Raw genomic sequence first — 24,200 nt, forward strand, 5'->3', positions numbered from 1 at the left:
GCCTCTCGAACTTGTCTCGTACCAGGACGTTTTAAAGGGCCCTGACAGACCTACGCTTGTTGTATGGCCGGGCCTGGAGACCCACCGGAGGGGAACCCCGAGGGCTCCCCGGGAGGTGGTGAGGACGAGTACCGATCCGTCGTCTTCGACGAATCGTTCGTCCGCGCTGCCCGGATACAGGAGTTCTCCGCGCGGGAGCGGCTGGACGGATCGGCCCGCTCGGTGCGCACCCGCCGGCTCTGGGCCCGCGGCGGCGCCCCGCGCCAGGCCCTGGTCCTCGTCCTCCTGATCGCCGTGGCCTTCGGCACCGCCGTCTACCTGGGCATACGCAATCCCTACGACCAGCCCGCCCCTCCCGTGGCGCAGTCGCTGCAGATCACCCTGCTGCCGCTCGCCCCCACGGCCGCGGTGGCCGCCGTGGACCGGGCCCGGCCGTTCGCCGGGCAGCGCGCCGAGCACTACCGGGCCGGCGCGACCGGGTACGCGCTGCCGCCGGCGCGCCGCACCGCGCACTTCAGCGAGAGCCAGGTCATGCAGGCCCTGGTCTCCGCCAAGGACTACCTGGTCGCCTCCTCCGCCGATCCCGACGCGCTGACCGGCGGGGACATCCGCACGGTGCGCACCATGCTGGACCCCGGGCAGCTCGACCAGTTCGACCGCAGCCTGGAGCGGCCCGCCGACGACGGGCGCCACGCGGCGACCGGCTGGCTGGTGCGCTTCGACCCCACCCGCGTCGCCCTCGCCGATGACGAGGTCAAGGTGCGCGGAACCATGACCGTGGCCGAGGCGGGGGAGGGGGCCCTGGAGGTCGTCACGGACCACACCCTGGTCTACGCCGTGCAGGCCGCCACCGGGGGCAGCGGCCAGGCCTCGCTGTTCACCGTGCGGCGCGAGCTGCGGCTGCGCTTCGACCGCGCCGACCTGCGCGACAAGCACGTGGAACTGCTGCAGGCCGCCGTCGAGGCCGGGCCGCTGTCCTGCGTGACCGCCCCCGTGGCGCACTTCCTGCCGCTGCTGGCCGGGCAGCGGCCGCCGGTGCAGCCCGGGGTCGACCCCTACGACCACCACCACGAGATCAGCTCGGTGTGCGGGGTGCTCGCCCCGGCCCCGGCGGCCGGACCGGCGATCAGCCCTCCGGCGGCGGGTCCTGCGAGTCCTTCGGCGGGCGCCCCGACGGGCCGGAGCCCGAGCCCGGCGTCCCGGTGAAGCGGTCGCGCAGCCGGCCGCCGACGTCTCCGGCCCCCGACCCGATGTCGGAGAGCAGCTTCATGAGCGGGTCCTTGCTCGTCTTCACCGTTTCGGCGTAGTGGCTCGCGGATTCCTTGAACGAGTCGTAGACCGAGGTGTCCTTGTCCTCGCTGCGCCGCGGGTAGTGGCCGTCCATGATGCGCTGGTGGTCGCGGCTCGCGGCCCACTTCTTCAGCTCCGCGGCCCGCACCGTGGTGAACGGGTGGCTGCGCGGCAGGACGTTGAGGATCTTCAGCACGGAGTCGCGCAGGTCGCCGGACTCCTCGTACTCCTCGGCCTGCTTCAGGAAGGCGTCCACGTTCATCTCGTGCAGGTGGTTGCCGCCGGCGATCTTCATCAGGCCGCGCATCGAGGCCTGCAGGTCCTGGCCGACCAGGAGTCCGGCACGGTCCGCGGAGAGCTCCGACTTGCGGAACCACTCGCGCAGTGCGGTGACGATCGCCATGATCGCGAGGTTGCCGAGCGGTATCCACGCCACCCGCAGCGCCAGGCCGGTCAGGAAGAGCAGGATCGTGCGGTAGACGGAGTGGCCGGACAGCGCGTGGCCGACCTCGTGGCCCACGACGGCCCGCATCTCCTCCTCGTCCAGCAGCTCCACCAGCCCGGTGGTCACGACGATGATGGGCTCGTCCAGCCCGATGCACATCGCGTTGGGCTGCGGGTCCTGGGTCACGTACATCGCCGGGACCTTGGGCAGGTCGAGGATGTAGCAGGCGTCCCGCAGCATGTCGTTGAGGTGCGCGAACTGCTGGTCGCCGACGCGCACCGAGTCCGAGAGGAACAGCAGCCGCAGCGAGCGCTCCGGCAGCAGGCCGCTGAGCGCCTTGAAGACGGTGTCGAAGCCGCTCAGCTTGCGCAGTGCCACCAGGGCGGAACGGTCCGCCGGGTGTTCGTACGCGCGCGAGGAGATGCCCTCGAAGCGCCGCCGGTTGCGTCCGGGCAGCCGCTCCCCGTCGTTCGCGCCGCCGCTCGCACCACTCGAATCGTTCGGACCGGACATATGTCCCCGCCCCCCTGTTCGGCCGTTGGGTACCTAGTGAGGACGCGCGGAGCCACCGCGAAGTTCCACCCCGGCCGCCCGTACGATGTTGCCGAGTCCTCCGCCCGTCGACGGACCCCGAAGCCACCAAGGGACAGCCGAATGACCTCCTACGCGACCGCCGCCGTTCTGACCACGCTCGCCGAGGGCGAGGGCGGCGGCAACCACGAGAGCCTGAGCCCCTACCTCACGGGCGGCGGCGCGCTGTTCGCGCTGCTGCTGCTGCTCTTCATCACCACCCGCTTCAACCGCGACCGCTGAGCTCGATCAGGCGATGCGGGTAGGGTCTATCCGCATGAAGGAGCGAATCGGTGTGATGGGTGGGACGTTCGATCCCATCCACCACGGCCACCTCGTGGCGGCCAGCGAGGTGGCGCACCTTTTCCAGCTGGACGAAGTGGTCTTCGTGCCCACCGGCCGGCCCTGGCAGAAGAGCGAGCAGAAGGTGTCGGCGGCCGAGGACCGCTACCTGATGACGGTGATCGCCACCGCGTCGAACCCGCAGTTCTCGGTCAGCCGCAGTGACATCGAGCGCGGTGGCCGCACGTACACCATCGACACGCTCCGCGACCTGCGGGCCGAGCACCCCGAGGCGGAGCTGTTCTTCATCACGGGTGCGGACGCGCTGGCCCAGATCTTCTCCTGGCGCAAGGCCGAGGAGCTGTTCTCGCTGGCGCACTTCATCGGCGTCACCCGCCCCGGGCACACCCTGTCCGACCCCGGCTTCCCGGCCGGCGGGGTCTCCCTGGTGGAGGTGCCCGCCCTGGCGATCTCCTCGACCGACTGCCGTCAGCGGGTCGCCAAGGGGGAGCCGGTCTGGTACCTCGTGCCCGACGGCGTCGTTCGCTATATCGACAAACGCAGGCTGTACCGGTAAGTGATCAGCGGCTGATCGGCAACTGGAGGGGTCCCCAGTGAACGACTACCCCCGATGGCAATACGCCGAGGGAACACCCGAGCGGGGCGGTCAGGACCCCTACGGAGAAGACCCCTACGCACAGCAGCCGGGCGACTACGCAAACGGTTACGGCAACGAGTACGGGCAGTACGACCCGTACGCCCAGCAGGCCGGTGAGCAGACCGGCCAGCAGCAGTCCTACCAGGACCGGCAGGGGTACTCCGGGCAGCCGTACTACCCGCAGGAGCAGCAGCAGCAGTACCAGCAACCGCAGCCGCCGCAGCAGCAACCCCAGCACCCCCAACAGCCCCAGCAGACGCAGCAGTACCAGGGGTGGATCCCGCAGCAGCCGCAGTACCAGGAGCCGTACTACGAGCAGCAGCAGTACGGACAGCAGCCGCCGGCACCCCCGCAGACCCCGCCGCAGGCCCCTCCGGCCCAGCGGCAGCCCGCCTACGAGGAGCCGCCGGCCCGGCCCGCCGCCGGCCGCTCCGCCGCGGCCGAAGCCGACTACCACACCGGCCAGTTCTCCTTCGTCGACGAGGAGACCGAGGAGTCGGAAGAGGTCATCGACTGGCTGAAGTTCACCGAGTCCCGCACCGAGCGGCGCGAGGAGGCCAGGCGCCGCGGCCGCAACCGCGTGGTCGCCGCGGTCGTCGTCCTGGTGCTGGCCGCCGTCGGTGGCGTCGGCTACCTGTGGAAGGCCGGCAAGATCCCCGGCCTCGGCGCGGACTCCGGGACCGCCCAGCAGGCCGCGGGCGGCCAGAAGCGCGACGTCATCGTGCTGCACCTGCGCCCGGTCGGCAGCGAGGCGACCTCGACCGCGCTGCTGGTCAGCAACTCGACCACCAAGAAGGGCACCACCGTCCTGCTGCCGAACTCGCTCGCCGTGAGCAGCGACGACGGCGGCAGCACCACGCTCGGCAAGTCCGTCGTGGAGAACGGTTCCGCCCCCACCCGTGAGGCGCTGGAAGGCCTGCTCGGCACCAAGATCAGCGGTACCTGGCGGCTGGACACCCCGTACCTGGACAACCTCGTCGAGTCCCTCGGCGGAGTCCTCGTCGACACCGACGCCACGGTGAAGGCAGGCAAGAAGCAGGACGGCAAGACCCTCGTCAAGCCCGGCAAGCAGCAGGAGCTGGGCGGCCAGGCCGCCGTCGCGTACGCCATCTACCGGGGACCGGGCGAGGGGCCCGACAAGCAGCTGGCCCGCTTCGGGCAGGTCGTCCAGGCCGTGCTGAAGAAGATGTACAGCGACCCGGACCTGGCGACCAAGACCGTCGAGGGGCTCAACCAGGTCATCGAGCCCCCGCTGACCGAGAAGGACCTCGGCAGCAGCCTCGCGGCCCTGTCGGAGGAGGCCAAGGGCGGCGACTACACCACCGAGACGCTGCCGGTGGAGCCCGACGGCACGCTGAGCGAGAAGGCCACCGAGGACGTGGTCAAGAAGGTGCTCGGCGGCACCGTCACCAACACCGACTCCGACGGCATCCCCCGGGTCACCCTGCGCAACGCCACCGGCGTCGCCGCCAACACCGGCGAGGCCCAGGTGCAGATCGTCGGCGGCGGCTACACCTTCGTCTCCGGCGCCACCGCGGACACCCAGGCCACCTCGCAGGTCCTGTACGCCGACGCCGGCCAGAAGACGAACGCGGAGGAGCTGGCCAAGACGCTGGGCCTGTCCGCCAAGGCCGCCAAGAAGGGCGGCGTGGCCTCCAACGCCGACATCACGGTCGTCCTGGGCCAGGACTACAGCCCGCCGGAGAAGACCTGACCGGGGGCGGTCCATAACCGGTCGGGGACCGAGCGCGGTCCGTGAGACCCTGGACGTACGACGTCCCCGACCGGAAAGCCTTACCTGTGACCGCCACGGACCGCTCCATCGAGCTCATTCAGACCGCCGCCCAAGCGGCCGCCGACAAGCTCGCGCACGACATCATCGCCTACGACGTCAGCGACGTCCTCTCCATCACCGACGCGTTCCTGCTGGCCTCCGCGCCCAACGACCGCCAGGTGAAGGCCATCGTCGACGAGGTCGAGGAGCGGCTGCAGGAGGAGCTCGGCGTCAAGCCGGTGCGCCGTGAGGGCGAGCGCGAGGGGCGCTGGGTCCTGCTCGACTACGTCGACATCGTGGTGCACGTCCAGCACTCGGAGGAGCGGGTCTTCTACGCGCTGGAGCGGCTCTGGAAGGACTGCCCCGAGCTGGAGCTCCCCAAGGACGCCGTCGCCACCCGCGGCAAGGCCGAGGAGCACGCCCGCGCCACCGCGGCCGCCGACGAGGACGGAGAGCTGATCTGAACGGCCACACGCGCGGTCGCGGCCGCCGTGTCGTCTTCTGGCGGCACGGGCAGACCTCCTGGAACGTGGAGGGCCGCTTCCAGGGCTCCACGGACATCCCGCTGACCTCGACCGGCGTCGCGCAGGCCAAGCGCGCCGCCCGGTTGCTGGCCGCGCTGCAGCCGGACGCGATCGTCTCCTCCGACCTGCAGCGCGCCGCCGACACCGCCGCCGAGCTGGCCGCCGTCACGGAGCTGGACATCTCGTACGACGAGGGGCTTCGGGAGACCTACGCGGGCGTGTGGCAGGGCCTGACCCACGAGGAGATCACCGAGCGGTACGGCGAGGAGTACGCGGCCTGGAAGCGCGGCGAGCCCGTGCGGCGCGGCGGCGGCGAGCTGGAGACCGAGGTGGCCGACCGGGCCGCCCCGGTGGTGCTCGCGGCGGCCGACAAGCTGCCCGACGGCGGTGTGCTGGTCGTCGTCAGCCACGGCGGCGCCATCCGCACCACCATCGGCCGGCTCCTCGGGCTGGACCCGCGCAGCTGGGAGGCGCTCGGCGGGCTGTCCAACACCTGCTGGTCGGTCCTCGGTGAGGGCGCCCGCGGCTGGCGGCTGCTGGAGCACAACGCCGGGACCCTGCCCGAGCCGGTGCTCGGCGACGACGACTGACGGGGCCGGGAGCCGGGGCGGGGCCGGGGCGCAGCCGATTTCAGGAATCCGGCCCTGACCGGCTAAGCTTCTTCTCGTTCGCCGGGCGGAAAGCCCGAGGACAGCGGGGCTATAGCTCAGTTGGTAGAGCGCTTGCATGGCATGCAAGAGGTCCGGGGTTCGAATCCCCGTAGCTCCACAGTCGCATCGGATCCCGTCTCCCCCCAGGGGAGGCGGGATCTTCGCGTTCGCCCCGCCGTGCCGCGGGCGGGCGCCGGTGAACCGCCGGGGCAGCGGGAAGCGGCCTTTCCGGTCGGCCTGTTGGGGGTCGGCGGCCCCGGGCCGGGCGCCTCAGGCGGGGGCCGTGGCGCGGTTCCCCCGGCCGCGCCACGCGACGGCCGCCGCGAGGCACAGGAACGCCGCCCCGGCGGCCGGGTAGACCGCCGACAGGGCCATCTGGGGCACGGACTGGTGGAGTTCGGGACGTGCGACCCCGTCGCCGTGCGGCGTGAGCCACAGCGCGTACGAGCAGAAGAGCAGGCCGTACAGCGCGGTGCCGCCCCACCAGAGCGCGGGACGGCGGCTGCGCGGGGCACGTCCGGCGAGGAACACGACCAGGGGGACCGCCCACACCCAGTGGTGCGACCAGGAGACGGGGCTGACCAGGAGGCCCGTCACGGCGCAGGACAGCACCGCCCAGGCGTGCTCCCCGGCCCGCAGGTGCGCCGTGGCGACGGCCAGGCCCGCGCAGGCCGCGAGAGCGGCCGCGACGAGCCACCAGCCGCCCGGGTCGCCGGTGTGCAGCGCCCGCGCGAGCACCCCCCGCAGGGACTGGTTGGCGGTGTCCTCGGCCTTGCCGGCGCGGTCGGCGGAGAAGACGACCCCGCCCCAGAAGCGCCCCGAGTCGCGCGGCAGTACGAGCGCGGAAAGGCCCACGGTCGCGGCGAAGGTGACGCACGCCACGGCGGCCTGCCGCAGCCATGGGTTCCACCGCGCGCGCCGCCGCCAGGCCACCGCCGCTCCGCCGACGGCCAGGAAGACCACGAACAGCAGCGGGGTCAGCTTGATCCCCGCGGCGATGCCGATGCCGATCCCGGCCGCCCGGCTCCCGCGCCGGGTGAGGTCCCACAGCACCAGGACCGCGAGCAGCAGGTTGATCTGCCCGTACCGGAGCGTCGTCCACACCGGCTCGCACCACACGGCGGCCGCCGCCACGCCGAGCGCGGCCGCCGCCGGGGGGAGCCGTCGCGGCAGTGCGGCCAGCCGGAGCGACAGATGGCAGAGCGCCACCAGCAGGCCCAGGTTGAGCAGGGTCGCCGCGATCCGGCAGGCGCCGGTGCCGAGCAGCGTCAGCGGCGTGAAGAGCAGCGCCGCGAACGGCGGGTAGGTGTTGGGCAACTGTGCGTGGGTGACGCGCATCGCGTAGAGGTCCCCGCCGTTGCGCACCGTCCAGCCCTCGGCGCGGTAGACGGTGAGGTCGATCATCGAGACGTGTGCGGCGCGTTGGGCGGCCCAGAAGGCCGTGAAGGAGACCAGGCAGGCGAGTGCCGCAATGAGGACGGCCCGCCGCGCCGGGAGGCTCCGGGGCGCGTTCTCGGCGGTGGCCCTGGGCTGTGTCGCGGTCACGGCGGCCTGCTCCGCTCTCGGTCGGTGAGGGGGTCAGCCGACAGTACCGGGAGCCCTGTCGCGACGGCCAGGAATGGATTTGGCGAACCGCCCCCAGGGCCGTGTAATGTATGCCAGGTCGCCGGGGGAACCCGGGGAAACGACAGCGCGGGGCTATAGCTCAGTTGGTAGAGCGCTTGCATGGCATGCAAGAGGTCCGGGGTTCGAATCCCCGTAGCTCCACTTCCACAGTGTGACGGGAGCCCGTCCGATCGCCGCGATCGGACGGGCTCTTCGCGTTGCGCGGCGGCCGTCCCTCACCCGGCGGCCGCGCGCCCGGTGAAGGCCAGCACCCTGCGCCAGGCGTCGGCCGACGCCTCGACGTGGTCGCCCTGCTTCACGTCGAAGAAGCTGTGCGGGGCGCCGGGGTAGCTGACCACCTCGTGCTCGATCCCCGCCTCGGCGAGGGCGCGCTCGAAGGCGTCGACGTGGCCCTGCGGGATGCCGGGGTCGTCGCCCGCCATCAGCGCGAGCACCGGGGCGGTCAGCTCACCCGCCCGCTGGGTGGGGCCGGGCGCGCCGTCCGGGCCCGGGGCGGGCCAGCAGTAGAAGCCCACCGTCCCGGCGAGGCCGTGGCCCGCCCTCTCCGTGCCCGCGAGGACGGCCAGCCGGCCCCCGATGCAGAAGCCGGCGGTGACGATCCGGCGCCGCTCGCCGCCCTCGGGGGAGCGCAGGTGCGCCACCGCGGCGGAGAGGTCGTCGTACAGGCCGCGCGGCGTCAGCCGCACCATGTGCTCGTTCACCGGGAAGTCCGTCCCCCGCTCGCCCACCCCCGCGGTGCGGCCGTAGTAGTCCACGACCACCGCGTGGTGGCCGTTCTCGGCGAAGCGCCGGGCCAGCTCGATGTAGAAGCGGTAGAGCCCGCGCACATCGGGCAGGATGACGACGCCGAGGCCGGAGGGGTCCTCCGGTACGGCCTCGAAGGCGGCGAAGCGGGTTCCGTCCCGGGCGGTGAGCGTGATCCGGTGGTCCCGGGCGAGGGCCTGCGGCCCGTGGGGCACCGGAGGCGCGGAGTCGGCGTCGAAGCACATGGTGCGGCTCCCTGGAGGTTCTCGCGGGTCAGTTCTCGGGGCTGGGCATGGCCATGGCGGTGAACGGGGGCGTACTGGTGCCCTCGACCCGCATCCGCTGCCACAGGTCGCGGTCGCGGAGCTCGCCCTCGGCCCGGCCGTGCGGGGTGCACACGGTGACCGGGACCGGCCGGCCGTCCACCAGCGCGGACAGCCGCGCGTCGGGGGCCAGCCGGCCGTACCAGTGGTAGCGGCCGTCGAGGGGCTGGAAGCAGCCGGTCAGCCGGATCTCGACGTCGAGGGTCCGGCCGTCCACCAGCAGGGTGGCCGGTCCCGCGTAGCCGTCCTCGTCGTGGGCGTGGGCGTGGGCGTGGGCGTGGGCGTGGGCGTGGGCGTGGTCGGGCTCGGGGCCGTGGGCGGTCACGACAGCCAGCCGGCCTCGCGCCAGACCTTCTCCGTGGGGCCGCCGATCAGCCCTATCTGGTGGTAGTACGCGGCGATCCGCTGACCCCCGTACTTCGCGTTCTCGATGTTGTGGGGGTTGGCGCGGGCCGCCGCGATCGCGGTCTTGGGGTCGAGTCCGGCCCGCTGGTACATCAGCGGGTTGTAGCGGTCCTTGCGCATGCCGGCGACGATCCCCGCGAGCAGCCGGCGCAGGGCGCCGAGCCGGGCCTTGGACAGGGTGGGCACGAACCGCTCGAGCTCGGTGCGGGCGAAGGAGATGTGCCGGGCCTCCTCCACCACGTGGATGCGGGCGACCGCGCGCACGACGGGCTGGATGGTCTCGTCCCCCGACTGCTCGCGCTGGAAGCGGTCGAAGAACTCCTCGGTGAGCAGGATCAGCGCCCACAGCGCCGGCACCGGCGCGAAGGTCTTGAGCAGCAGCCCGCTCCGCAGGGTCTTCGGCGGCGTCGGGTAGATCTCGGCCCCGATCTTCTCCACCAGCTTGGCGAACATGATCATGTGCCGGACCTCGTCCGCGACCTCCGTCAGGGCGAACTGCACCTGCGGGGTCGACACGTCGCGCTTGTAGACGTACCGGGAGACCAGGTGGAGCAGGACGTGCTCGGTCCACACCCCGACGGCGACCGAGGCGGCCAGTTCCTCACGGCTGAGCAGCATCCGCTGCTCGGCGCCGAGCGAGTCCCACAGCTCGGTGCCGTAGAGCGAGCAACGCTTCTCCGCGAGGAACCACTTGCCCTCGACGAGCGGCGCGTCCCAGTCGATGTCCACCAGGGGGTCGTACGAGTGCCGGGCGGACGCGATGAGCAGCTGGGCCGCCTTCTTCGTCTGGCGGGCGACCGGATCGGCCTTGAGATCGGGCTTGAGCAGTTCGGACGTCATTTCTTCCTCCTAGGACTGCGGTCGGACAATCTGGTGGACGTCCAGCGACAGCGCCTCGCGGACGGGACGGCCGGCCAGCACCTCGACGACGTAACGGGCCGTCAGGACTCCGAAGAGCAGCGAGGTGTAGACCAGCTGCGGAACGCTGTAGTCCGGCTCGTCGCGGTGGGCGCGCACATCGGCCAGCAGGTCCTCGGGCACCAGCTCGCGCGGCACGATCCGCAGCAGCAGCTCCCACACCGACTCGGAGGCGACCTGCTCCGCGGTGACCTCGCCGGCCAGCGGCGGCAGCCCGAGGCGGTAGTCGTAGTAGCGGATGTACTGGGTGCCGGACATGTCGTAGCCGGAGACGACGGGCCGGCCCTGGGCGGCCGCCTCGGCGTGCAGGGCGTACTTGGCGCGCCAGCCCTCCGGGGTGGTCACGTCGACGCCGTCGACGACGATGTCGCAACCGGCCAGCAGCGCCGCCACGTTCTCCGGCCGGATCCCCTCCGGGCGCACCTCGGCGACCGCGTGCGGGTTGACCGCGCGGACGCGCTCGGCGGCCACCTCGGCCTTGTTGCGGCCGATGTCGGCGTGCGCCGCGTGCTGCCGGTTGAGGTTGTTCAGCTCGTACGCGCCGGGCTCGGCGAGGACGAAGCGCTGCACGCCCAGCCGGGTCAGCGGATCGACGGCCGCCCCGCCCGTCGATCCGCAGCCCGCGACGAGCACCACGGCCGTCCGCAGCGCCCGCTGCGCGGCGTCCGGGATCAGGCCGCGGTTGCGTTCGGTGAACGCGGCGTAGAACGCGTCGGGGGCGCCGTCCGTCCCCATGGCGCCGGTCGCGGCGACGGCCGGGACGGGCGCGGTCGTGTGGATGCCGGTCATACGTGAACCCTCCGCAGGCGGCCGCCGACCGTCTCCACCAGGCCCTTGAGGGCGTCCAGCGGATTGCGGTCGGTCAGGGCGCGGTCGATGTGTCGGATCAGTCGCTGCAGTTCCTCGCCGTGCGGAGCCCGCGCCACGAAGGGCTTCACCACGTCGCGCTGCGTGTAGAGCGGGAACATCAGGTCGTCGGCGGGCAGCGAGGGCCGGGTGCCCTCCAGCACCGTGATGTCCTTCAGGCTGCGCAGCAGCCTGCGGATGGCGACGCCCTCCTCGCCGTCCCCCACGAGCACCTCGGGGGCCGGCTCGATCCGGCCCAGCGCGGTGTAGAAGCCGAGCATCAGCTCCAGCGTCAGGCGGAGCCGCGCGTGGGCGCTGGAACGATTCTGCTCAGCACGGTGGACCAGCCGCTTGACCTCCCACACGCGGCTGGTGTCGAGGTCGCCGTCGCACTCCACGTGCTCGAAGAGATTGACCCCGTGGGCGACCTCGCACGGGAAGAGCGACCGTGCGGGGTCCTTGAGGCGCAGGGGCACCGGGTCGGTCGAGCCGACCAGCGAGAGATAGCGCAGGATCGCGCCGCTCGGCCCGTCGAGGGCGAGCACGTGGATCTCGTTCCGGTGGCCGCCGTGGGGTTCGGTCACCAGCGAGCGCCGGAAGGCGAGATCCGCGCTGGCGAACCTCAGGCGCAGGTACTGGGCGAGCCGGAAGCCGTAGATGCCGTGGCGGTACGGCTCCGGCAGCCCGTCGTTGCGCACGGCGAGGACGGTCGGGCCGCCGGGCCGCTCGCAGTGGTACAGGAGGCTCTCCGCGGGCACCTGGGCGGCGAGCCCCGTGAAACTGGTCAGGCTGTGCACCATCTGCACCTCGGAGGCGTAGACGTCGGTGCTCCGGGCCCGTTCGAGTGTCTGCTCCATCGCGATGGCTCCCTCGGCCGGATCGTGGATCAGGCGCGGTGGCCGTAGAGCGCGCCCGTGACGGCCAGCGCGAGGACCTCGGGGGTGCCCTCGTAGATGCGGGCCCCGAAGGACTCGCGGACGAACTTCTCGACGTCGTACTCCCGGCAGTAGCCGCGGGCGCCGAGCATCGACATGGCCTCCTCGGCCACCTCGATGGCGATCCGGTCCGCGTAGAGCTTGGCGGCGGCCGGGCCGTAGGTGGGGGCGGGCAGCATGTTGTCGGCCTGGTGGGCGGCCTGGAGGTAGAGCAGCCGGGCGGCGTCGATCTTCACGGACATGTCGGCGAGCTTCCGCGCGCTGAACTGGTGGCGGTACAGCGGCACCCCGGCCTGGACGCGCTCGCCGCACCACTGCTTGGCGATCTCGAACGCGCCCCGGGCGACACCGGTGGAGATCGCGGCGACGGTGGTGCGGGCCTGGTTGGACTGCATGGTGAGGAAGTTCCAGCCGTTGCCCTCGCCGTGCACCACGTTCGCGGCGGGCACACGGACGTCCTCGAAGACCAGGGTGGTGCCGAGGCAGGCGCGGTAGCCCATCTTGTCCGCGACCGGGCCGCGGGTCACGCCCTCGCTGTCCAGCGGGACGACGAAGGTGGTCAGGCCGTCCGCCCCGGGATGTCCCTCGAGGTTGGCGAAGACGGTGCACCACTGCGCGACCTTGCCGTTGGTGATGAACCGCTTGATGCCGTTGAGGACGTAGCCGTCGCCCTCCCGGCGGGCGGTCGTCACCTCCTGCGCGTGCGGGGAGTTCTCCGGGATGAGCAGGTCGCAGCCGGCCACCTCCTCGGTGATGGCGTTGCAGGCGAGCACCGGCTCGGCGCCGAGGAACCCGGGGATGAACCGGGCCTGGAGGCCGGGGTCGCCGGAGGCGAGCACGCTGCTCTGGCCGAGCAGCGACGCGCCGAAGACCAGCGCGGTGCTGGCGCAGACGGCGGCCAGCTCCTCCAGGGCGACGGCGACCCCGAGCACCCCCACGCCGCGGCCGCCGAACTCCCGGGGCAGGGTCATCCGCAGCAGCCCCAGCTCGTGGCCCTTGCGGACGATCTCCCAGTCGAAGTCGCCGTGCGGCGCGAGGTCGTTGTCGAGCACCCGGGGCTTGACGACGGTGCGCGCGAACTCGCGGACCTCGTCGCGCAGCCGCTCCACCTCGGGCGGCAGCGTGAACAGGGAGGGCATGGCGGCCGCACTGAGGGCGGCCGCGTCGGACAGGGTCGGCGCGTTGGTCACGATGCCGGTGCTGACGGCGGCGGTCATGGCGGTCATGCCTTTCATCGATGTCGTACGGTGGTCGAACGCGTCTCGGACGGGGTCAGGCGGACAGCTCCGCGTATGTGGCGGCCACCGCCGGCAGCAGGTCGGCCAGCTGCCGGACCTGGGCGACCGGGCCCTTGATGGTCAGCCGGCGCTCCACCACGGCGTTCATCAGCGGCAGCCGGCCGCTCCACACCTCGTGGGCGGTGTCCGGCCCCATTTCGAAGCGCAGGGTGGGGGGGAAGGGCGGCTCGCCCGTCACCACGCCGTCGGAGGAGACGAAGACGGCGGCGGCGGGCTCGGGCTGGACGAAGAACAGCGAGAGCCCGCGGTCCTTCAGCTTGGCGGTGAAGTCGTCGTCGGCGAGCAGGGCGCCGAACAGCGTCCGGTGGTCCACGGTCATGGCGGAGTGCCTCTCGGTTCGTCGGGCTCGGATCAGGCGGTGCGCAGCAGGTCGGCCGCGCGCTCGGCGAGCATCACGGTCGGGGCGTGGGTGTGCGCGCGGGGGACAACAGGAAGTGCGCTGGCATCGACGACGCGCAGTCCCGCGGTCCCCCGCACGCAGAACAGGGGATCCACGACCGACGCCTCGTCCGCCCCCATGCGGCAGGTGCCCACGGGGTGGTAGAGCGTCTCCGCGTGGCGTCGCACGAGGGCGGCCACGGCGTCGGCGGAATCGTCCAGGACCCCGGCGACCAGCGGCTCCCCGAGCCACGGCGCCAGCGGTTCCCGGCGGAGGATGTCCTGGGCCCGGCGGACGCCCGCGGTCAGCGTGGCCAGGTCGGCCCCGCCCGGGTCGGTCAGGTAGCCGGGGTCGATCAGGGGTGCCGCGGCCGGGTCGGCGGACCGCAGCGTGATCCGGCCGCGGCTCTCGGGCTGCAGCAGGACGACGCTGAGCGTCACCCCGTGCCCGGGGTCGCCGCGCCCGTGGTCGAGGAACGGCACGGGCATCCACAGCAGTTCGACGTCCGGGGCAGCCGACCGCTCGTCGGTGCGCAGCCAGACCACGGCCTCGGCGAGGTTGGAGCTCAGCTTCCCGGTGCGGTGGCGGAAGTACTGCATCACGTCCTCGCCCTGGTCGCCGATGCCCGGCGAGACCGGTTCGCGGGCGGCCAGCGCGAGCGGCGCGAAGAGGTGGTCGCTCAGCCCCCGGCCCACGGCCGGCAGTTCCACGGCGACCGGGACGCCGTGCGCGCGCAGCTGTTCCGGGTCGCCGACGCCGGACAGCATGAGCAGGTGCGGGCTGCCCACGGCGCCCGCGGCGAGGATCACCTCGCGCGCCGCCGCCACCGTCCGTACGCCCTCCGGGGTGGCGACCTCGACGCCGGTCGCGCGGGTCCCGTCGAGCACGACCCGCCGGGCGTGCCCCGCGGTGAGGACGGTCAGGTTGTCCCGGCCGAGGGCCGGGCGCAGATAGGCGTCGGCGGTGCTCCAGCGGCGGCCGTTGCGCTGGGTGACGCGGATCGGTCCGCAGCCCTCGGGAGCCGTCCACTCGGTGTCGCCCATCGGGGGGACGCCCGCCTTGGCGCAGGCGGCGAGGAAGTCGGCGGTGGTCGGGTTGGGATCGCGCAGGTGCCGGACGCCCAGGGTCGCCTCGGCCCGCCGGAAGTACGGCTCCACCTCGGTGAAGCCCCAGCCGGTGAGGCCGGCGGCAGCCCAGCCGTCGTAGTCCGCGCGGTGACCGCGCGTCCAGATCTGGGCGTTGAGCGAGGAGGAACCGCCCAGGGTCCTGCCCCTCGGCCAGAAGACCTCACGGCCGCTCAGGGCCGGCTGGGGGGCGGTGGAGAAGGCCCAGTCGTACTCCGTGCCGAACAGCTTGGGGAACGCGGCCGGGATGCTGATCTCCGCCTTGCGGTCGGGTCCGCCCGCCTCGACGAGGACGACCCGCACCGAGGGGTCCTCGCTGAGCCGCGCGGCGAGGACGCAGCCGGCCGAGCCGGCGCCGACCACGACGTAGTCGGCGCCGGCGACCGAGGCGGCGGGCCCGGTCACGCGATGTCCTGCGCGAGGTTGCGGATGATCTCGGACGCGAGCACCGCGTGCCCGTGCATCGAGAAGTGGATCCCGTCCCCGCTCATCAGCGTGGGCTCGTTCCGGACCGGATGCCGCTCCATCTCCACGACGGTGGCGTCGTAGCGGCCGGCCACCGCCCTGATCCGCTCGTTCAGCGCGGCGATCCTGGTGCGGAACTCGGCCAGTTCGGGGAAGGCGTCGAAGATGTCGGCGACCGTGAACGCGAAGATGTGCGCCTTCTGCTCGTGCAGCGCGCGGTAGATGGCGTCGAGGTCGGCCTCGACCGCGGCCAGGTCGGGCTCCGGCACGAAGAGGTCGTTGCCGCCGGTGGCGACGTTCACCAGGTCGGGGCGGAACGCCAGCACCCGCTCCAGCTGGGTCTCGCGCACCTGGGCGGTGCGCAGCCCCGTCTCGCCGGTGTTGAGGTACTCCAGGCCGGGCCGGGTGGCCCGCAGGGCGCCCGCGACCCGCTCGGGCCAGGGCACGTCGGCGTAGCCGGGGCACGGGCCGCCCACACCCTGGGCGAAGCTGTCGCCCATCACGGCGAACCGCTGCCAGGGTGCGGGGCGCAGCAGCTCCGCCGCCGCCTCCTTCGCCAGGCAGTGCCGGTCGGCGCGTTCCTTCGTCGGGGTCACGGCGGCGCTCACGCGGCGTCGATGGGGGTGGCGAGGGCCTGTACGACCAGCTCCTCGACGTCCTGGACGGTGGTGATGTCGGGCACCGTCCCCTGGCTCATGGAGCTGAGACCGAAGGCGGACTCGATCTGCAGCGACAGCTCGATCACGGCGAGGGAGTCGTAGCCGAGGTCCTCCACCAGGAGGTCCGCAGGGGCGACGTCCCGCTTGCCGCTCGGGCTCATCTCGCCGACGATCTCGCGGACCTTGGCGCGCGTGGACTCGTTGGACATGCCGAACTCACTTTCCTGAGAGGGGTACTGACGGGTGGGTCACCGGGCGGCGGCGCGGGCCGCGGCGGCACGGATCGGGTGCGGCGCCGACCACCGCTCCTCGTAGGCGGACAGCGCCTTGCCGATCTCCTCGCGCCAGGCCCGCTGGGCGCGGTCGGCCAGTTCGGGCAGGCCGATCAGGCGCAGTTGCTTGACAAGCCGCTCCTCGCCGATGTCGACGGAACCCTGCAACTGCGCGGCCCGGCTGGCGAGCGCGGCGGGGATGGCGGGCGAGGGGTTGTGCCGGGCGGGGCCGATGAGCACCCAGGCGGCCATCCCGATCGCCTCGAAGTGGGCGTCCTCGACCACCCGGCCGAAACCGCGCGCCACGCCGTCCTCGGCGGCCCGCAGCCCGAACGAGACGTGCCGCGACTCGTCCCGCGTGACGTTGGTGAGCCCCTCCTCCAGGGCGGCCAGCCGCAGCCGCCGGGCGAGGAAGCGGGTGGTGCGCAGCGCGGTGGCGGCCAGTACGCCCTCGGTGATCAGGTGGTAGTAGACCAGGGCGCGGTACCAGGACTCGGTGTCGCCGCTGCGCCGGACCTCCGTGGTGACCCTGGTGAGCTCGGGGGCGAAGACCTTGGCGTAGTCGGCCGCCGCCTCCAGGTCGCCACCCTCCGCGGCGTCGAGGTCGATACCGCAGGCGTCCTCCAGGTAGGTCTGGAAGAACCGCACGTGGCGGGCCTCGTCGGCGAGCTGGGTGCACAGGTAGATGCGGTCGTCCTCGGTCGGCGGGCTGTCGATCAGCGTGCCGAGGGTGTGGGTCACCGCGACCTCGCCGACCTCCAGTTCGGCCAGCGCGCCCAGCATCTGCTGCCGCATGAACGGAGTGAGGGCGTTCCAGCGCTCCACGTCACGGGCGGGCCTGACCTCGGCGACGCTCCACTGCTGCCGTTCCCAGCGGCGGTACAGGTCGGCGGAGGTGGCGAGCCGGCCCTGCCGGTCCTGGCCGGGTCCGTGCTCGTCGGTGCCGGTTTCCGCGGTGATGTCGGGGACGTAGCCCTGGCCGGGTCCGGTGTCCGTGGTGGCGGCAGTCGTCATTGCACTCGTCTCCTCATGGGAATTCACGTCGTCAGGGCATGCGTGACCGCGGCGGGAACGCGGCGGAATTCACGGATGACGGAAAAGGAATCACTGCAACTGCGGCGCGCGTGCCGGGGACGCCGGGCGCGCCGGATGGGCGGGACGCGCCGGCTCAGCCGGTGACGGGGGTGGCGGGAGCCGTGCCGTGCACGACCTCCCCGATGGCCTCCCCGTCCTGGAAGCGGCGCCAGAGCAGGCGCCGGCGCGGCTTGCCGCTGGAGGTGCGGGGGATGCCGCCCCGCGCGGTGCGGACCACGGTGACCCTGACGGTGTCGTCGGTGGCGGCGCGGACCACGGCGAGCGCGCCGTCGAGCCAGCCGGCCTCCCCCGATTCGACGACGGCCACCACGTGGTGGGCCTCACCGGTCGTGCCGAGGGCGACGGCGCACCGCCCGGACGGGATGCCGTCGATCACGGTGAGCGCGGTCTCGAGGTCCTCCGCGTGCACCTTCCGGCCGCGGACCTTGATGCTGTCGCCGACCCGGCCGACCACGAACAGTTCGCCGTCCAGCAGGAATCCGGAGTCGCCGGTGCGCAGGCCGCCGTCCGTGAAGTTCGACGAGGCGTCCGGTACGGAGGAACGGTAGCCGCTCGCCACGGATGCCCCCCGGACGCGGATCTCGCCGAAATGCCCTTCGGGGAGCGGCACACCGTCCTCGTCGACGATGTCCACGGTGGCGCCCGGCACCGCCGGGCCGCAGGACGTCAGCCAGTTCGCCCCGCCGTCCGGGTGGGCGGTCCCGAGCCGTCCCCGGCCGGTGGGTACGACCGGCCGGGCGGTGTGCAGTCCGCCCTCCAGCCGTACGGTGCGTGCCCCGGTGCCGGGCGTGACGCCGGAGACGGCCAGGGTGGCCTCGGCGAGTCCGTAGCAGGGGGCGAAGGCCGTGGTGCGGAAGCCGTGGGGGGCCAGCAGTGCGCCGAACGCGGCGGCGGCCCGGGGATCGATGCGCTCCGCTCCGTTCATGGCGACCCGCCAGCGGGAGAAGTCCATTCCCTCCAGGTCCTGCGGACGGACGCGTTTGGCGGTGTAGCCGTACCCGAAGTTGGGGGCGGTGGTCACGGTCGCGCCGTGCCGGCCGTGCGCCTCCAGCCAGCGCAGCGGGTCCCGCACGAAGTCCAGGGGCGACATGAGCCACAGGTCGATCTGGGCCGTGAGCGAACCGAGGAACGTTCCGATGAGTCCCATGTCGTGGTAGAGCGGGAGCCAGGAGGAGCAGGAGTCGGCGGCGGTTATCCCCAGCCACTCGTGAATGCTCCGGACGTTCGCCACCAGATTGTCCTGGGACACCCGGACCCCCTTCGGGGTGCCGCTGGATCCCGAGGTGAACTGCAGGAGTCCGAGGTCCGCCGGCGCGCGTCGCGAGGAATCCTCGATCGATAATTCCGCCGAACCCTCGAGGAGTACCACGGAGCCGCCGTCCAGCTGCGTTGAGCTTTTCTCGGCTATTTCCGAGAGGGACGCGTCGGACAGTATCAGGGCCGGTTCCGCGACCTTCAGGATGTCCGTGACGTGCTCGGTGTAACGGTCGTTTCCCTGGAAGGTGAGGGGCGAGGCGATCGGTGCCGGTGTGAGGCCGGCGAGCATGGTGCCCAGGAAGGCGGGTGCGAAGTCGCGTACCTCGCTGACCAGTAGAGACACCACGTCGCCGGGCTGTGCTCCGTGGGCGTGGAGTAAGGAGGCCACTTGGTGCGCCTCGCCGGCCAGTGTGGTGTAGGAGACGAACGACCAGCCGGTCCCGGAATCCGAGAAATGGATTCCCCGATCGTTGGCGGCATGGTCGAGCCAGTCAAGAACGGTGTGCATCAGGTCCCCCCGCGGTCACTGATCTACGAGCCGGAACATGGTCGTTTTCGAAGTTCCGGCCCTGCCGCGTTCGAGTCTGCCATGGGGAGGGGTTGACTGCAAGAAAATTATTTGCGCCGACCCGCCGGTAATGATCGGTGAGAGCGGATTGGTTTATTCCTTGAATTGTTTCCGAACGATTTACTCCGCCATGCGGTGAGCAATGGTGGGGAATGTTGAGGGAAAACGGGAGGGCGGCGGCCGGGAGAACGATTCAACGTTCTCCCGGCCGCCGGTTTCCCGGCTCCGGGCGGGGGTCTCAGGAGCCGGGGACCTCCGCCGGTGCCGGCGTGCCCGCCTCCTGCCGCGGGGCGGCCGCGGGAGCCCGGTCGGTGAGCCCCAGGGCGGCGAGCGCCGCCACGACGGTGACGGCCGTGCACACCCGGTACAGGTCGTGGAAGGCTTCGACGCCCGGCGCCGAGTGCGCGGCCATGATGGCGGCCAGCATCGCCGTCCCCAGGGCGCCGCCGATCTGGCGCGCGGTGAGGTTCATGCCCACGCCGGCCGCGAACTGCAGCGGCGGGAGCGCGGTCGCCGCGATGGACGACAGTGAGGTGACGGCGAAGCCGAGGCCGCCACCGCCCAGGAGTCCGGTCGGGACCCAGGCTCCCCAGAAGTCGGGCTCGGCTCCCAGGAAGTCACTGCCCATCAGCGCGGTGCACACGGCGAACATCGCCGCGCCGAGGACCACCAGCCAGCGGTGCGTCGCCGGTTTGGAGACCCGGCCGGCGGCGGTCGAGGTGATCATGGAGGCGACCGCGCCGACGCTCATCGCCCCGGCGGCCTCCATGATGCTCCAGTGCCACACCCCGGTGGCGAACAGCGCGCCCGCCAGCAGCCAGGCGAACATCGACACGCCGAAGACCGCGGAGACGCCGTTGACCACCGCGTACTTCCGGCTCTTCCACAGATCGGTGGCGATGGCCGGGGACTCGTGCCGCCGCGACCTCAGCACCGCGAACGCGCCCAGGGCCAGTCCGCCGGCGAGCAGGCCGAGGGTGCGGGCGCTCGTCCATCCCCATGAGTCGCCCTCGGTGAGCGAGGCCACGACCAGTCCGATGCCGAGCGCGAGCGCCGCGGTGCCCACGATGTCGGGAAGCCTGCTGCCCGTCGCGGGCTGGTGGCGGGGGAGCGCCCTCAGCCCGGCGACGGCCAGCAGGACGCCGATGGGCACGTTGATGTAGAAGACCGCGCGCCAGCTGAGCTGCTCCACGAGCACGCCGCCGATGGCCGGGCCGACCACCGCGGAGAAGCCCGCCACCGCCGACCACGTGCCGATCGCCTTGATCAGCTTCTCCAGCGGGGTCGAGGACATGATCAGGCTGAGCGCCGAGGGGATCATCCCCGCCGCCAGCGCGCCCTGCGCGAACCGCGCCACGATCAGCCACTCCGGGCCCGTGGCCGCGCCGCAGGCCAGTGAGGCGAGCGTGAAGCCGGTCAGCGACCAGAGGAAGACCTTGGTGCGCCCGACGGTGTCGGCCAGCCGTCCCGCCGGCGTCAGTACGGCGGCGAACATCACCGCGTAACCGCTGACCACCCAGGTCAGCGTGGCCATCCCGGTGTCCGGGAACTTCTCGATGATCTTGGGGAACGCGATGTTCACGACGGACAGGTCGAGGAACGCCATGAAGGTCGCGCCCGAGCAGAGGAGCAGCACCAGGCCCGGATTGACCTCGGGCTCTCCCTGCCCACTCCTTAAGTGTTCGGACATAGTGCGGCACACCTCCGGTGAGCGGGTACGACGGAACTGCTGCGGACCGGCCGTCTCGGGTAAGATGGACAGGGTCCTTACGTTCTTAGCGTGCCAAGAACGTAAGGTTCCTGTCAATGCGAGGGGAGACCGTGGTGGACGCCGACAGCGATGAGCTCTGCCTGAGCTTCCTGGTCCGTCAGGCGTGGCTGAACATGCGCGGGGCCATGGACGGCGCGTTGTCGGGGCTCGGGCTGTCCGTCGCCCAGTACGCCTCCCTGCTCGTGCTGGCGGACCAGCCGGGCATCACCATCGCCGACCTGGCCCGTGCCGTCGCCAGTACCCGCCAGTCGGCCAACGAACTGCTCGCCGGGCTTGCGGACCAGGGTCTGGTGGAACGCCGGCGGCACCCCACGGACGGCCGCAGCCAGCAGGTCTTCCTGACCGACGCCGGGCGCGAGCGCCTGGAGAAGGCCCGGCCCGTGGTGCGTGAGCGCGAACGGGAGCTCGAGGCCGGGTTCAGCGACGAGGAACGCCGCCTGGCCCGGCAGTGGCTGCGGCGCATGACCGGTGACCGCGCGGAGTGAGCGCGGGGTGCCGGCCCGACGGCCGGCGCGGACGTACGAGGGGCCCGGCACCGCGACGGTGCCGGGCCCTCCTGCGTGCGGCCGGGGTCAGCGGCGGCCGCCCTCCTCCATGCGCAGCGCCAGTGCGGGGCAGCGGGCCACCGCTCGCTGCGCGGCCGCGTCCAGGTGCGGTGGGACGGGCGTGCCGGCGATGTCGGGGTAGCCGTCCCGGTCCAGCCGTACGATCTCCGGGAGGACGCCGGCGCACAGGCCGTGGCCCTTGCACAGCGTCCAGTCGACGTTCAGCCGCTTGTTGCTGGTCTGCGCGCCCGCGCCGGCGGGGGCGCCGCCGCGTGGCGCCGGCGGGTCGGACTTCAGCAGCGGCAGCACGCCCACGGTGGGGCGGCCGCAGCCGCCGCCGAGGACGTGGGCGGCGAGGTCGTCGGTGAAGGCGTTGATGGTGGACATCACGAAGCGCATCGAGCCGTCGGGGTGCTTGCACACCCCGCGCCCCTTCACCGCGACCGCGGTCTGCCGCAGTTGCTCCAGCGCGGCCTGCCCGCCGCCGTTGAGCACGTCCTGCAGCAGTCCGGCCATACGGGGCAGCCCGAGGCGGCACGGCCCGCACTGCCCGGCCGTCTCGGCGGCCAGCCACTGCGCGACCCGCAGCGACTCGCCCAGCGGGCACAGGCCCGGGTCCAGCGGGAGCAGGGCGCCCGCGCCCAGGGTGGCCTTGTGGGCCTCCAGGCTCTCTCGGGCGATGGTCACCATCGAGGCGACGCTGGGGTCGATCCAGTTGCCGTGGTAGCCGCCGACGAGCACGCCCTGCCCCGGGTTCCCTCCGCACATCTGCAGGATGTACGACATCGGCACACCCGTCGGGGTCTCCACGACCGTCTGCCGGGGCACCGAGCCGGACACGGTCAGCATGGCCGTACCGGGCTCGCCCGGGGCGCCCGCGGAGCCGAAGCGGATCGCCCCCATGCGGGCGCCGATGGCCAGTTGGGTGAAGGTCTCGGTGTTGGAGAAGAGCGTCGGCATGCCGCCGAGGCCGGACTCGCTCGCGCTCACCTTCTTGCCGGGCGGCAGGGGGAGGCCGCCGTTGGCCGCCGAGATGATGCCCGAGGACTCGCCCGACACGAAGCGCTCCGGCATGCGCACGATCCGGGCCCTCAGCTGGCGGCCCCGCTTGGTGCCCAGGCCGCGCTCGGCCAGGGCGTCGCGCACGGACTGCTCGTTGGTGTCGCGCGTGACGCTGATGACGAGTTCGCGTGCGCCGAGGATCTCGGCGCACAGCAGGGCCCCGTCCAGCATGAGGTGCGGGGCGCGGCGCAGGATGACGGCGTCCTTGCGGCAGGCCGGTTCGCCCTCGCAGCCGTTGACCATCACCGCGGTCGGCGAGCCGCGCCGGCGCGCGGCCTCACCGACGGCCTTGAGCTTCTTGTAGAAGGGGAAGCCCGCCCCGCCGCGGCCGCGCAGGCCCATCAGCTCGGCGAGGTCGAGCAGTTCGCCCTCGGTCATGCTCGGCATGGAGCCGTGCACGTTGAGGTGGGTCACCCGGTCCAGGCGCTCCACCTCGTCGAACCCCGCGGTGATCCGGGGCAGCCCGACGGTGCGCACGTCGGGGAGCACATCACCCGCCCCCGAGCGAGGGGCGGGTGACCGGTCCGGTATGGCGGGAACGCTCATCGTTGTCCTTCATAGGGTCCGGGCGTGGACTGCTGCCAGGCGATCGGCTGGAGCCTGTCGGCTCCCAGCGGATCCGCGCCCTGCCTGCCGTCCGGCACCGGGGTACCCCATGCGGGAGTGCCGTCCCAGCCGGTCTGCTGGGGTTGCTGCTGGTACGGCACCTGCGGTTGCTGCTGGTACGTCGCCTGGGGGTCGGCGGGCACCTGCGGCAGTTGCATCGTGGCGGCCGCGGGATCCATGCCGAGGGTACGGTCCGGGGCCGGGGGAGGAACAGCCGTGTACTGCTGGGCGGTGGGGAAGTTGGGCAGCGGCGGCAGCGGTTCGCTGTAGGCGCTGGCCAGGCTGGGCCCGGTCTCCTCCCGGGGCACGGCACGCCGGCGGCCGGAACCGCCCCGGGCCGCGGCCCGTTCGCCGCCGAGCTTGCGGTAGGAGGCCGAGCGTTCCCGCGTCTCGGGGAAGAGCGCCTCGCCACGGGTCCTGCGGAGCCGGTAGATCAGCCCGATGGCGACACCCACCAGGCAGATCCCGTAGGCGACGATGATCCAGGTCTTGGCGGAGCGGCCGGACTGCAGGCCGTGGATCAGCGCCATGCACCAGGACGCGTAGGCGGTGCTGTGCAGGATGCGCCACCGCACGGGGTGCCGGTTGGCGGCGAAGACGCTGCGCATGGCGCCCGTGGCGGCGGCGAGGATCATCAGGTAGGCGGCGAGCACGCCGAGGGAGATGAGGCCGTCCCGGCCGGTCACGCCGAGGGGGAGGAAGGCGCCGGAGGTGGCGACCCGGGCCTCGACGACCTTCGTCGTCACGTGCAGGACCAGGAATCCGATCGCGGCGACGCCCAGACCGCGGTGGATGCCCTGGGTGAGCAGGCGTTCGCGGGGCCCGAGGAAGACGGTGTCGGTGGACACCAGGCCCCAGATGACGGTGCAGCTCAGGGAGACGAGGGTGAGGACGCCGGCGCCGAAGTCCAGGAACGCCCGCAGGTATGGACCCGCGGTGACGGCGAGGACGAGCAGGGCGGCGGCGGTGCCGGCGATCGCCCAGGCGCGGGGCGACCGTGCGGCGCGAAGGGCCCCGGACAGGATGTCGCTCGCCGGTATCGGGGGGGTCCGGCGACCGTCCGGGGACTGTCGGTTGGTGCGCATGCGGCAGACGCTAACCCGTACGGG

The 24,200-nt window shown here is 72.5% G+C and carries 24 protein-coding genes and 2 tRNA genes; 9 read left to right on the forward strand and 17 right to left on the reverse strand.

Translation table 11 applies throughout. The features are described from left to right. The first annotated feature begins 63 nt into the window (after positions 1-63). On the forward strand, positions 64-1,206 hold the full coding sequence (locus ACFV3E_RS05585) for an SCO2583 family membrane protein (RefSeq protein ID WP_500533508.1): 1,143 nt from the start codon (positions 64-66) through the stop codon (positions 1,204-1,206). Here the strand turns inward: ACFV3E_RS05585 and ACFV3E_RS05590 are convergent. Then, the gene (locus tag ACFV3E_RS05590) at positions 1,127-2,248 is read right to left on the reverse strand and encodes a M48 family metallopeptidase (RefSeq protein ID WP_500533510.1); all 1,122 of its coding nucleotides are present in this window, start codon (positions 2,246-2,248) and stop codon (positions 1,127-1,129) included. The two genes, ACFV3E_RS05585 and ACFV3E_RS05590, sit on opposite strands and share 80 nt — an antisense overlap. 141 nt (positions 2,249-2,389) lie before the next feature. On the opposite strand from ACFV3E_RS05590, the gene ACFV3E_RS05595 reads away from it, so the two are divergent. The 6 genes from ACFV3E_RS05595 to ACFV3E_RS05620 all read left to right on the forward strand — a co-directional run bounded on the left by ACFV3E_RS05595 (position 2,390) and on the right by ACFV3E_RS05620 (position 6,311). Next, positions 2,390-2,548 carry a hypothetical protein gene (locus tag ACFV3E_RS05595; RefSeq protein WP_018556595.1) on the forward strand — a complete coding sequence of 53 codons (159 nt, stop codon included), beginning with the start codon at positions 2,390-2,392 and terminating at the stop codon, positions 2,546-2,548. A gap of 34 nt (positions 2,549-2,582) precedes the next feature. Further along, a complete protein-coding gene (gene nadD / locus ACFV3E_RS05600; RefSeq protein WP_499511856.1) occupies positions 2,583-3,164 on the forward strand; it encodes a nicotinate-nicotinamide nucleotide adenylyltransferase in 582 nt (193 codons plus the stop codon). Between the two features lie 37 nt (positions 3,165-3,201). Next, positions 3,202-4,959 (forward strand): LCP family protein, encoded by a 1,758-nt coding sequence (locus ACFV3E_RS05605; protein ID WP_500533511.1) that lies wholly within the window; start codon positions 3,202-3,204, stop codon positions 4,957-4,959. An 86-nt stretch (positions 4,960-5,045) separates the two neighbouring features. Beyond that, positions 5,046-5,483 (forward strand): RsfS/YbeB/iojap family protein, encoded by a 438-nt coding sequence (gene rsfS / locus ACFV3E_RS05610; RefSeq protein ID WP_499511854.1) that lies wholly within the window; start codon positions 5,046-5,048, stop codon positions 5,481-5,483. Next, positions 5,480-6,133: a histidine phosphatase family protein gene (locus ACFV3E_RS05615; RefSeq protein ID WP_499516831.1), complete on the forward strand. Its 654-nt coding sequence runs from the start codon at positions 5,480-5,482 to the stop codon at positions 6,131-6,133. The genes rsfS and ACFV3E_RS05615 overlap by 4 nt, the downstream gene beginning before the upstream one ends. 105 nt (positions 6,134-6,238) lie before the next feature. Further along, positions 6,239-6,311, forward strand: a tRNA-Ala gene (locus ACFV3E_RS05620). A gap of 152 nt (positions 6,312-6,463) precedes the next feature. Here ACFV3E_RS05620 and ACFV3E_RS05625 read toward each other — a convergent pair. Next, positions 6,464-7,738, reverse strand: a complete 1,275-nt coding sequence (locus ACFV3E_RS05625; RefSeq protein ID WP_500533512.1) for a glycosyltransferase 87 family protein — start codon at positions 7,736-7,738, stop codon at positions 6,464-6,466. Between the two features lie 149 nt (positions 7,739-7,887). Between ACFV3E_RS05625 and ACFV3E_RS05630 the strand changes: the two genes are divergently transcribed. After that, positions 7,888-7,960: transfer RNA gene (locus ACFV3E_RS05630), tRNA-Ala, on the forward strand. 74 nt (positions 7,961-8,034) lie between these two features. Here ACFV3E_RS05630 and ACFV3E_RS05635 read toward each other — a convergent pair. The 13 genes from ACFV3E_RS05635 to ACFV3E_RS05695 form a co-directional block, all read right to left on the reverse strand. Continuing rightward, positions 8,035-8,808 (reverse strand): dienelactone hydrolase family protein, encoded by a 774-nt coding sequence (locus tag ACFV3E_RS05635; RefSeq protein WP_500533513.1) that lies wholly within the window; start codon positions 8,806-8,808, stop codon positions 8,035-8,037. Between the two features lie 28 nt (positions 8,809-8,836). After that, positions 8,837-9,211 carry a DUF4873 domain-containing protein gene (locus ACFV3E_RS05640; RefSeq protein WP_500533514.1) on the reverse strand — a complete coding sequence of 125 codons (375 nt, stop codon included), beginning with the start codon at positions 9,209-9,211 and terminating at the stop codon, positions 8,837-8,839. Beyond that, complete coding sequence (locus ACFV3E_RS05645; RefSeq protein ID WP_500369607.1) at positions 9,208-10,131, reverse strand: AurF N-oxygenase family protein; 924 nt, start codon at positions 10,129-10,131, stop codon at positions 9,208-9,210. Before ACFV3E_RS05645 ends, ACFV3E_RS05640 begins: the two co-directional genes overlap by 4 nt. Positions 10,132-10,140: 9 nt before the next feature. Beyond that, a complete protein-coding gene (locus ACFV3E_RS05650) occupies positions 10,141-10,998 on the reverse strand; it encodes a HesA/MoeB/ThiF family protein (RefSeq protein WP_500533515.1) in 858 nt (285 codons plus the stop codon). After that, positions 10,995-11,912 (reverse strand): hypothetical protein, encoded by a 918-nt coding sequence (locus tag ACFV3E_RS05655; RefSeq protein WP_500533516.1) that lies wholly within the window; start codon positions 11,910-11,912, stop codon positions 10,995-10,997. Before ACFV3E_RS05655 ends, ACFV3E_RS05650 begins: the two co-directional genes overlap by 4 nt. A 29-nt stretch (positions 11,913-11,941) precedes the next feature. Next, positions 11,942-13,216: an acyl-CoA dehydrogenase family protein gene (locus ACFV3E_RS05660; protein WP_500533518.1), complete on the reverse strand. Its 1,275-nt coding sequence runs from the start codon at positions 13,214-13,216 to the stop codon at positions 11,942-11,944. A gap of 46 nt (positions 13,217-13,262) precedes the next feature. Then, positions 13,263-13,607, reverse strand: a complete 345-nt coding sequence (locus ACFV3E_RS05665; protein ID WP_500533519.1) for a hypothetical protein — start codon at positions 13,605-13,607, stop codon at positions 13,263-13,265. 32 nt (positions 13,608-13,639) lie between these two features. Continuing rightward, positions 13,640-15,196 (reverse strand): GMC family oxidoreductase, encoded by a 1,557-nt coding sequence (locus ACFV3E_RS05670; RefSeq protein WP_500533520.1) that lies wholly within the window; start codon positions 15,194-15,196, stop codon positions 13,640-13,642. Continuing rightward, a complete protein-coding gene (locus ACFV3E_RS05675) occupies positions 15,193-15,864 on the reverse strand; it encodes an SGNH/GDSL hydrolase family protein (protein ID WP_500533521.1) in 672 nt (223 codons plus the stop codon). The genes ACFV3E_RS05670 and ACFV3E_RS05675 overlap by 4 nt, the downstream gene beginning before the upstream one ends. After that, entirely contained in the window at positions 15,861-16,124 is a 264-nt protein-coding gene (locus tag ACFV3E_RS05680) for an acyl carrier protein (RefSeq protein ID WP_500533522.1), read from the reverse strand. The genes ACFV3E_RS05675 and ACFV3E_RS05680 overlap by 4 nt, the downstream gene beginning before the upstream one ends. 39 nt (positions 16,125-16,163) lie before the next feature. Further along, a complete protein-coding gene (locus ACFV3E_RS05685) occupies positions 16,164-17,201 on the reverse strand; it encodes a ribonucleotide-diphosphate reductase subunit beta (RefSeq protein WP_500533523.1) in 1,038 nt (345 codons plus the stop codon). 154 nt (positions 17,202-17,355) lie between these two features. Then, on the reverse strand, positions 17,356-19,047 hold the full coding sequence (locus tag ACFV3E_RS05690) for an AMP-binding protein (RefSeq protein WP_500533524.1): 1,692 nt from the start codon (positions 19,045-19,047) through the stop codon (positions 17,356-17,358). A 298-nt stretch (positions 19,048-19,345) separates the two neighbouring features. Continuing rightward, positions 19,346-20,797: an MFS transporter gene (locus ACFV3E_RS05695; protein WP_500533525.1), complete on the reverse strand. Its 1,452-nt coding sequence runs from the start codon at positions 20,795-20,797 to the stop codon at positions 19,346-19,348. Between the two features lie 116 nt (positions 20,798-20,913). On the opposite strand from ACFV3E_RS05695, the gene ACFV3E_RS05700 reads away from it, so the two are divergent. Then, positions 20,914-21,363: a MarR family winged helix-turn-helix transcriptional regulator gene (locus ACFV3E_RS05700; protein WP_500533526.1), complete on the forward strand. Its 450-nt coding sequence runs from the start codon at positions 20,914-20,916 to the stop codon at positions 21,361-21,363. Positions 21,364-21,450: 87 nt separating this feature from the next. Here the strand turns inward: ACFV3E_RS05700 and ACFV3E_RS05705 are convergent, their stop codons facing one another. Together ACFV3E_RS05705 and ACFV3E_RS05710 are read right to left on the reverse strand one after the other, a co-directional pair. Beyond that, complete coding sequence (locus tag ACFV3E_RS05705; RefSeq protein WP_500533527.1) at positions 21,451-23,031, reverse strand: NADH-ubiquinone oxidoreductase-F iron-sulfur binding region domain-containing protein; 1,581 nt, start codon at positions 23,029-23,031, stop codon at positions 21,451-21,453. Continuing rightward, positions 23,028-24,176 (reverse strand): hypothetical protein, encoded by a 1,149-nt coding sequence (locus tag ACFV3E_RS05710; RefSeq protein ID WP_500533528.1) that lies wholly within the window; start codon positions 24,174-24,176, stop codon positions 23,028-23,030. The genes ACFV3E_RS05705 and ACFV3E_RS05710 overlap by 4 nt, the downstream gene beginning before the upstream one ends. Positions 24,177-24,200 lie beyond the last annotated feature (24 nt).

Source organism: Streptomyces sp. NPDC059718, assembly GCF_042733315.1.
Taxonomy (GTDB): domain Bacteria; phylum Actinomycetota; class Actinomycetes; order Streptomycetales; family Streptomycetaceae; genus Actinacidiphila.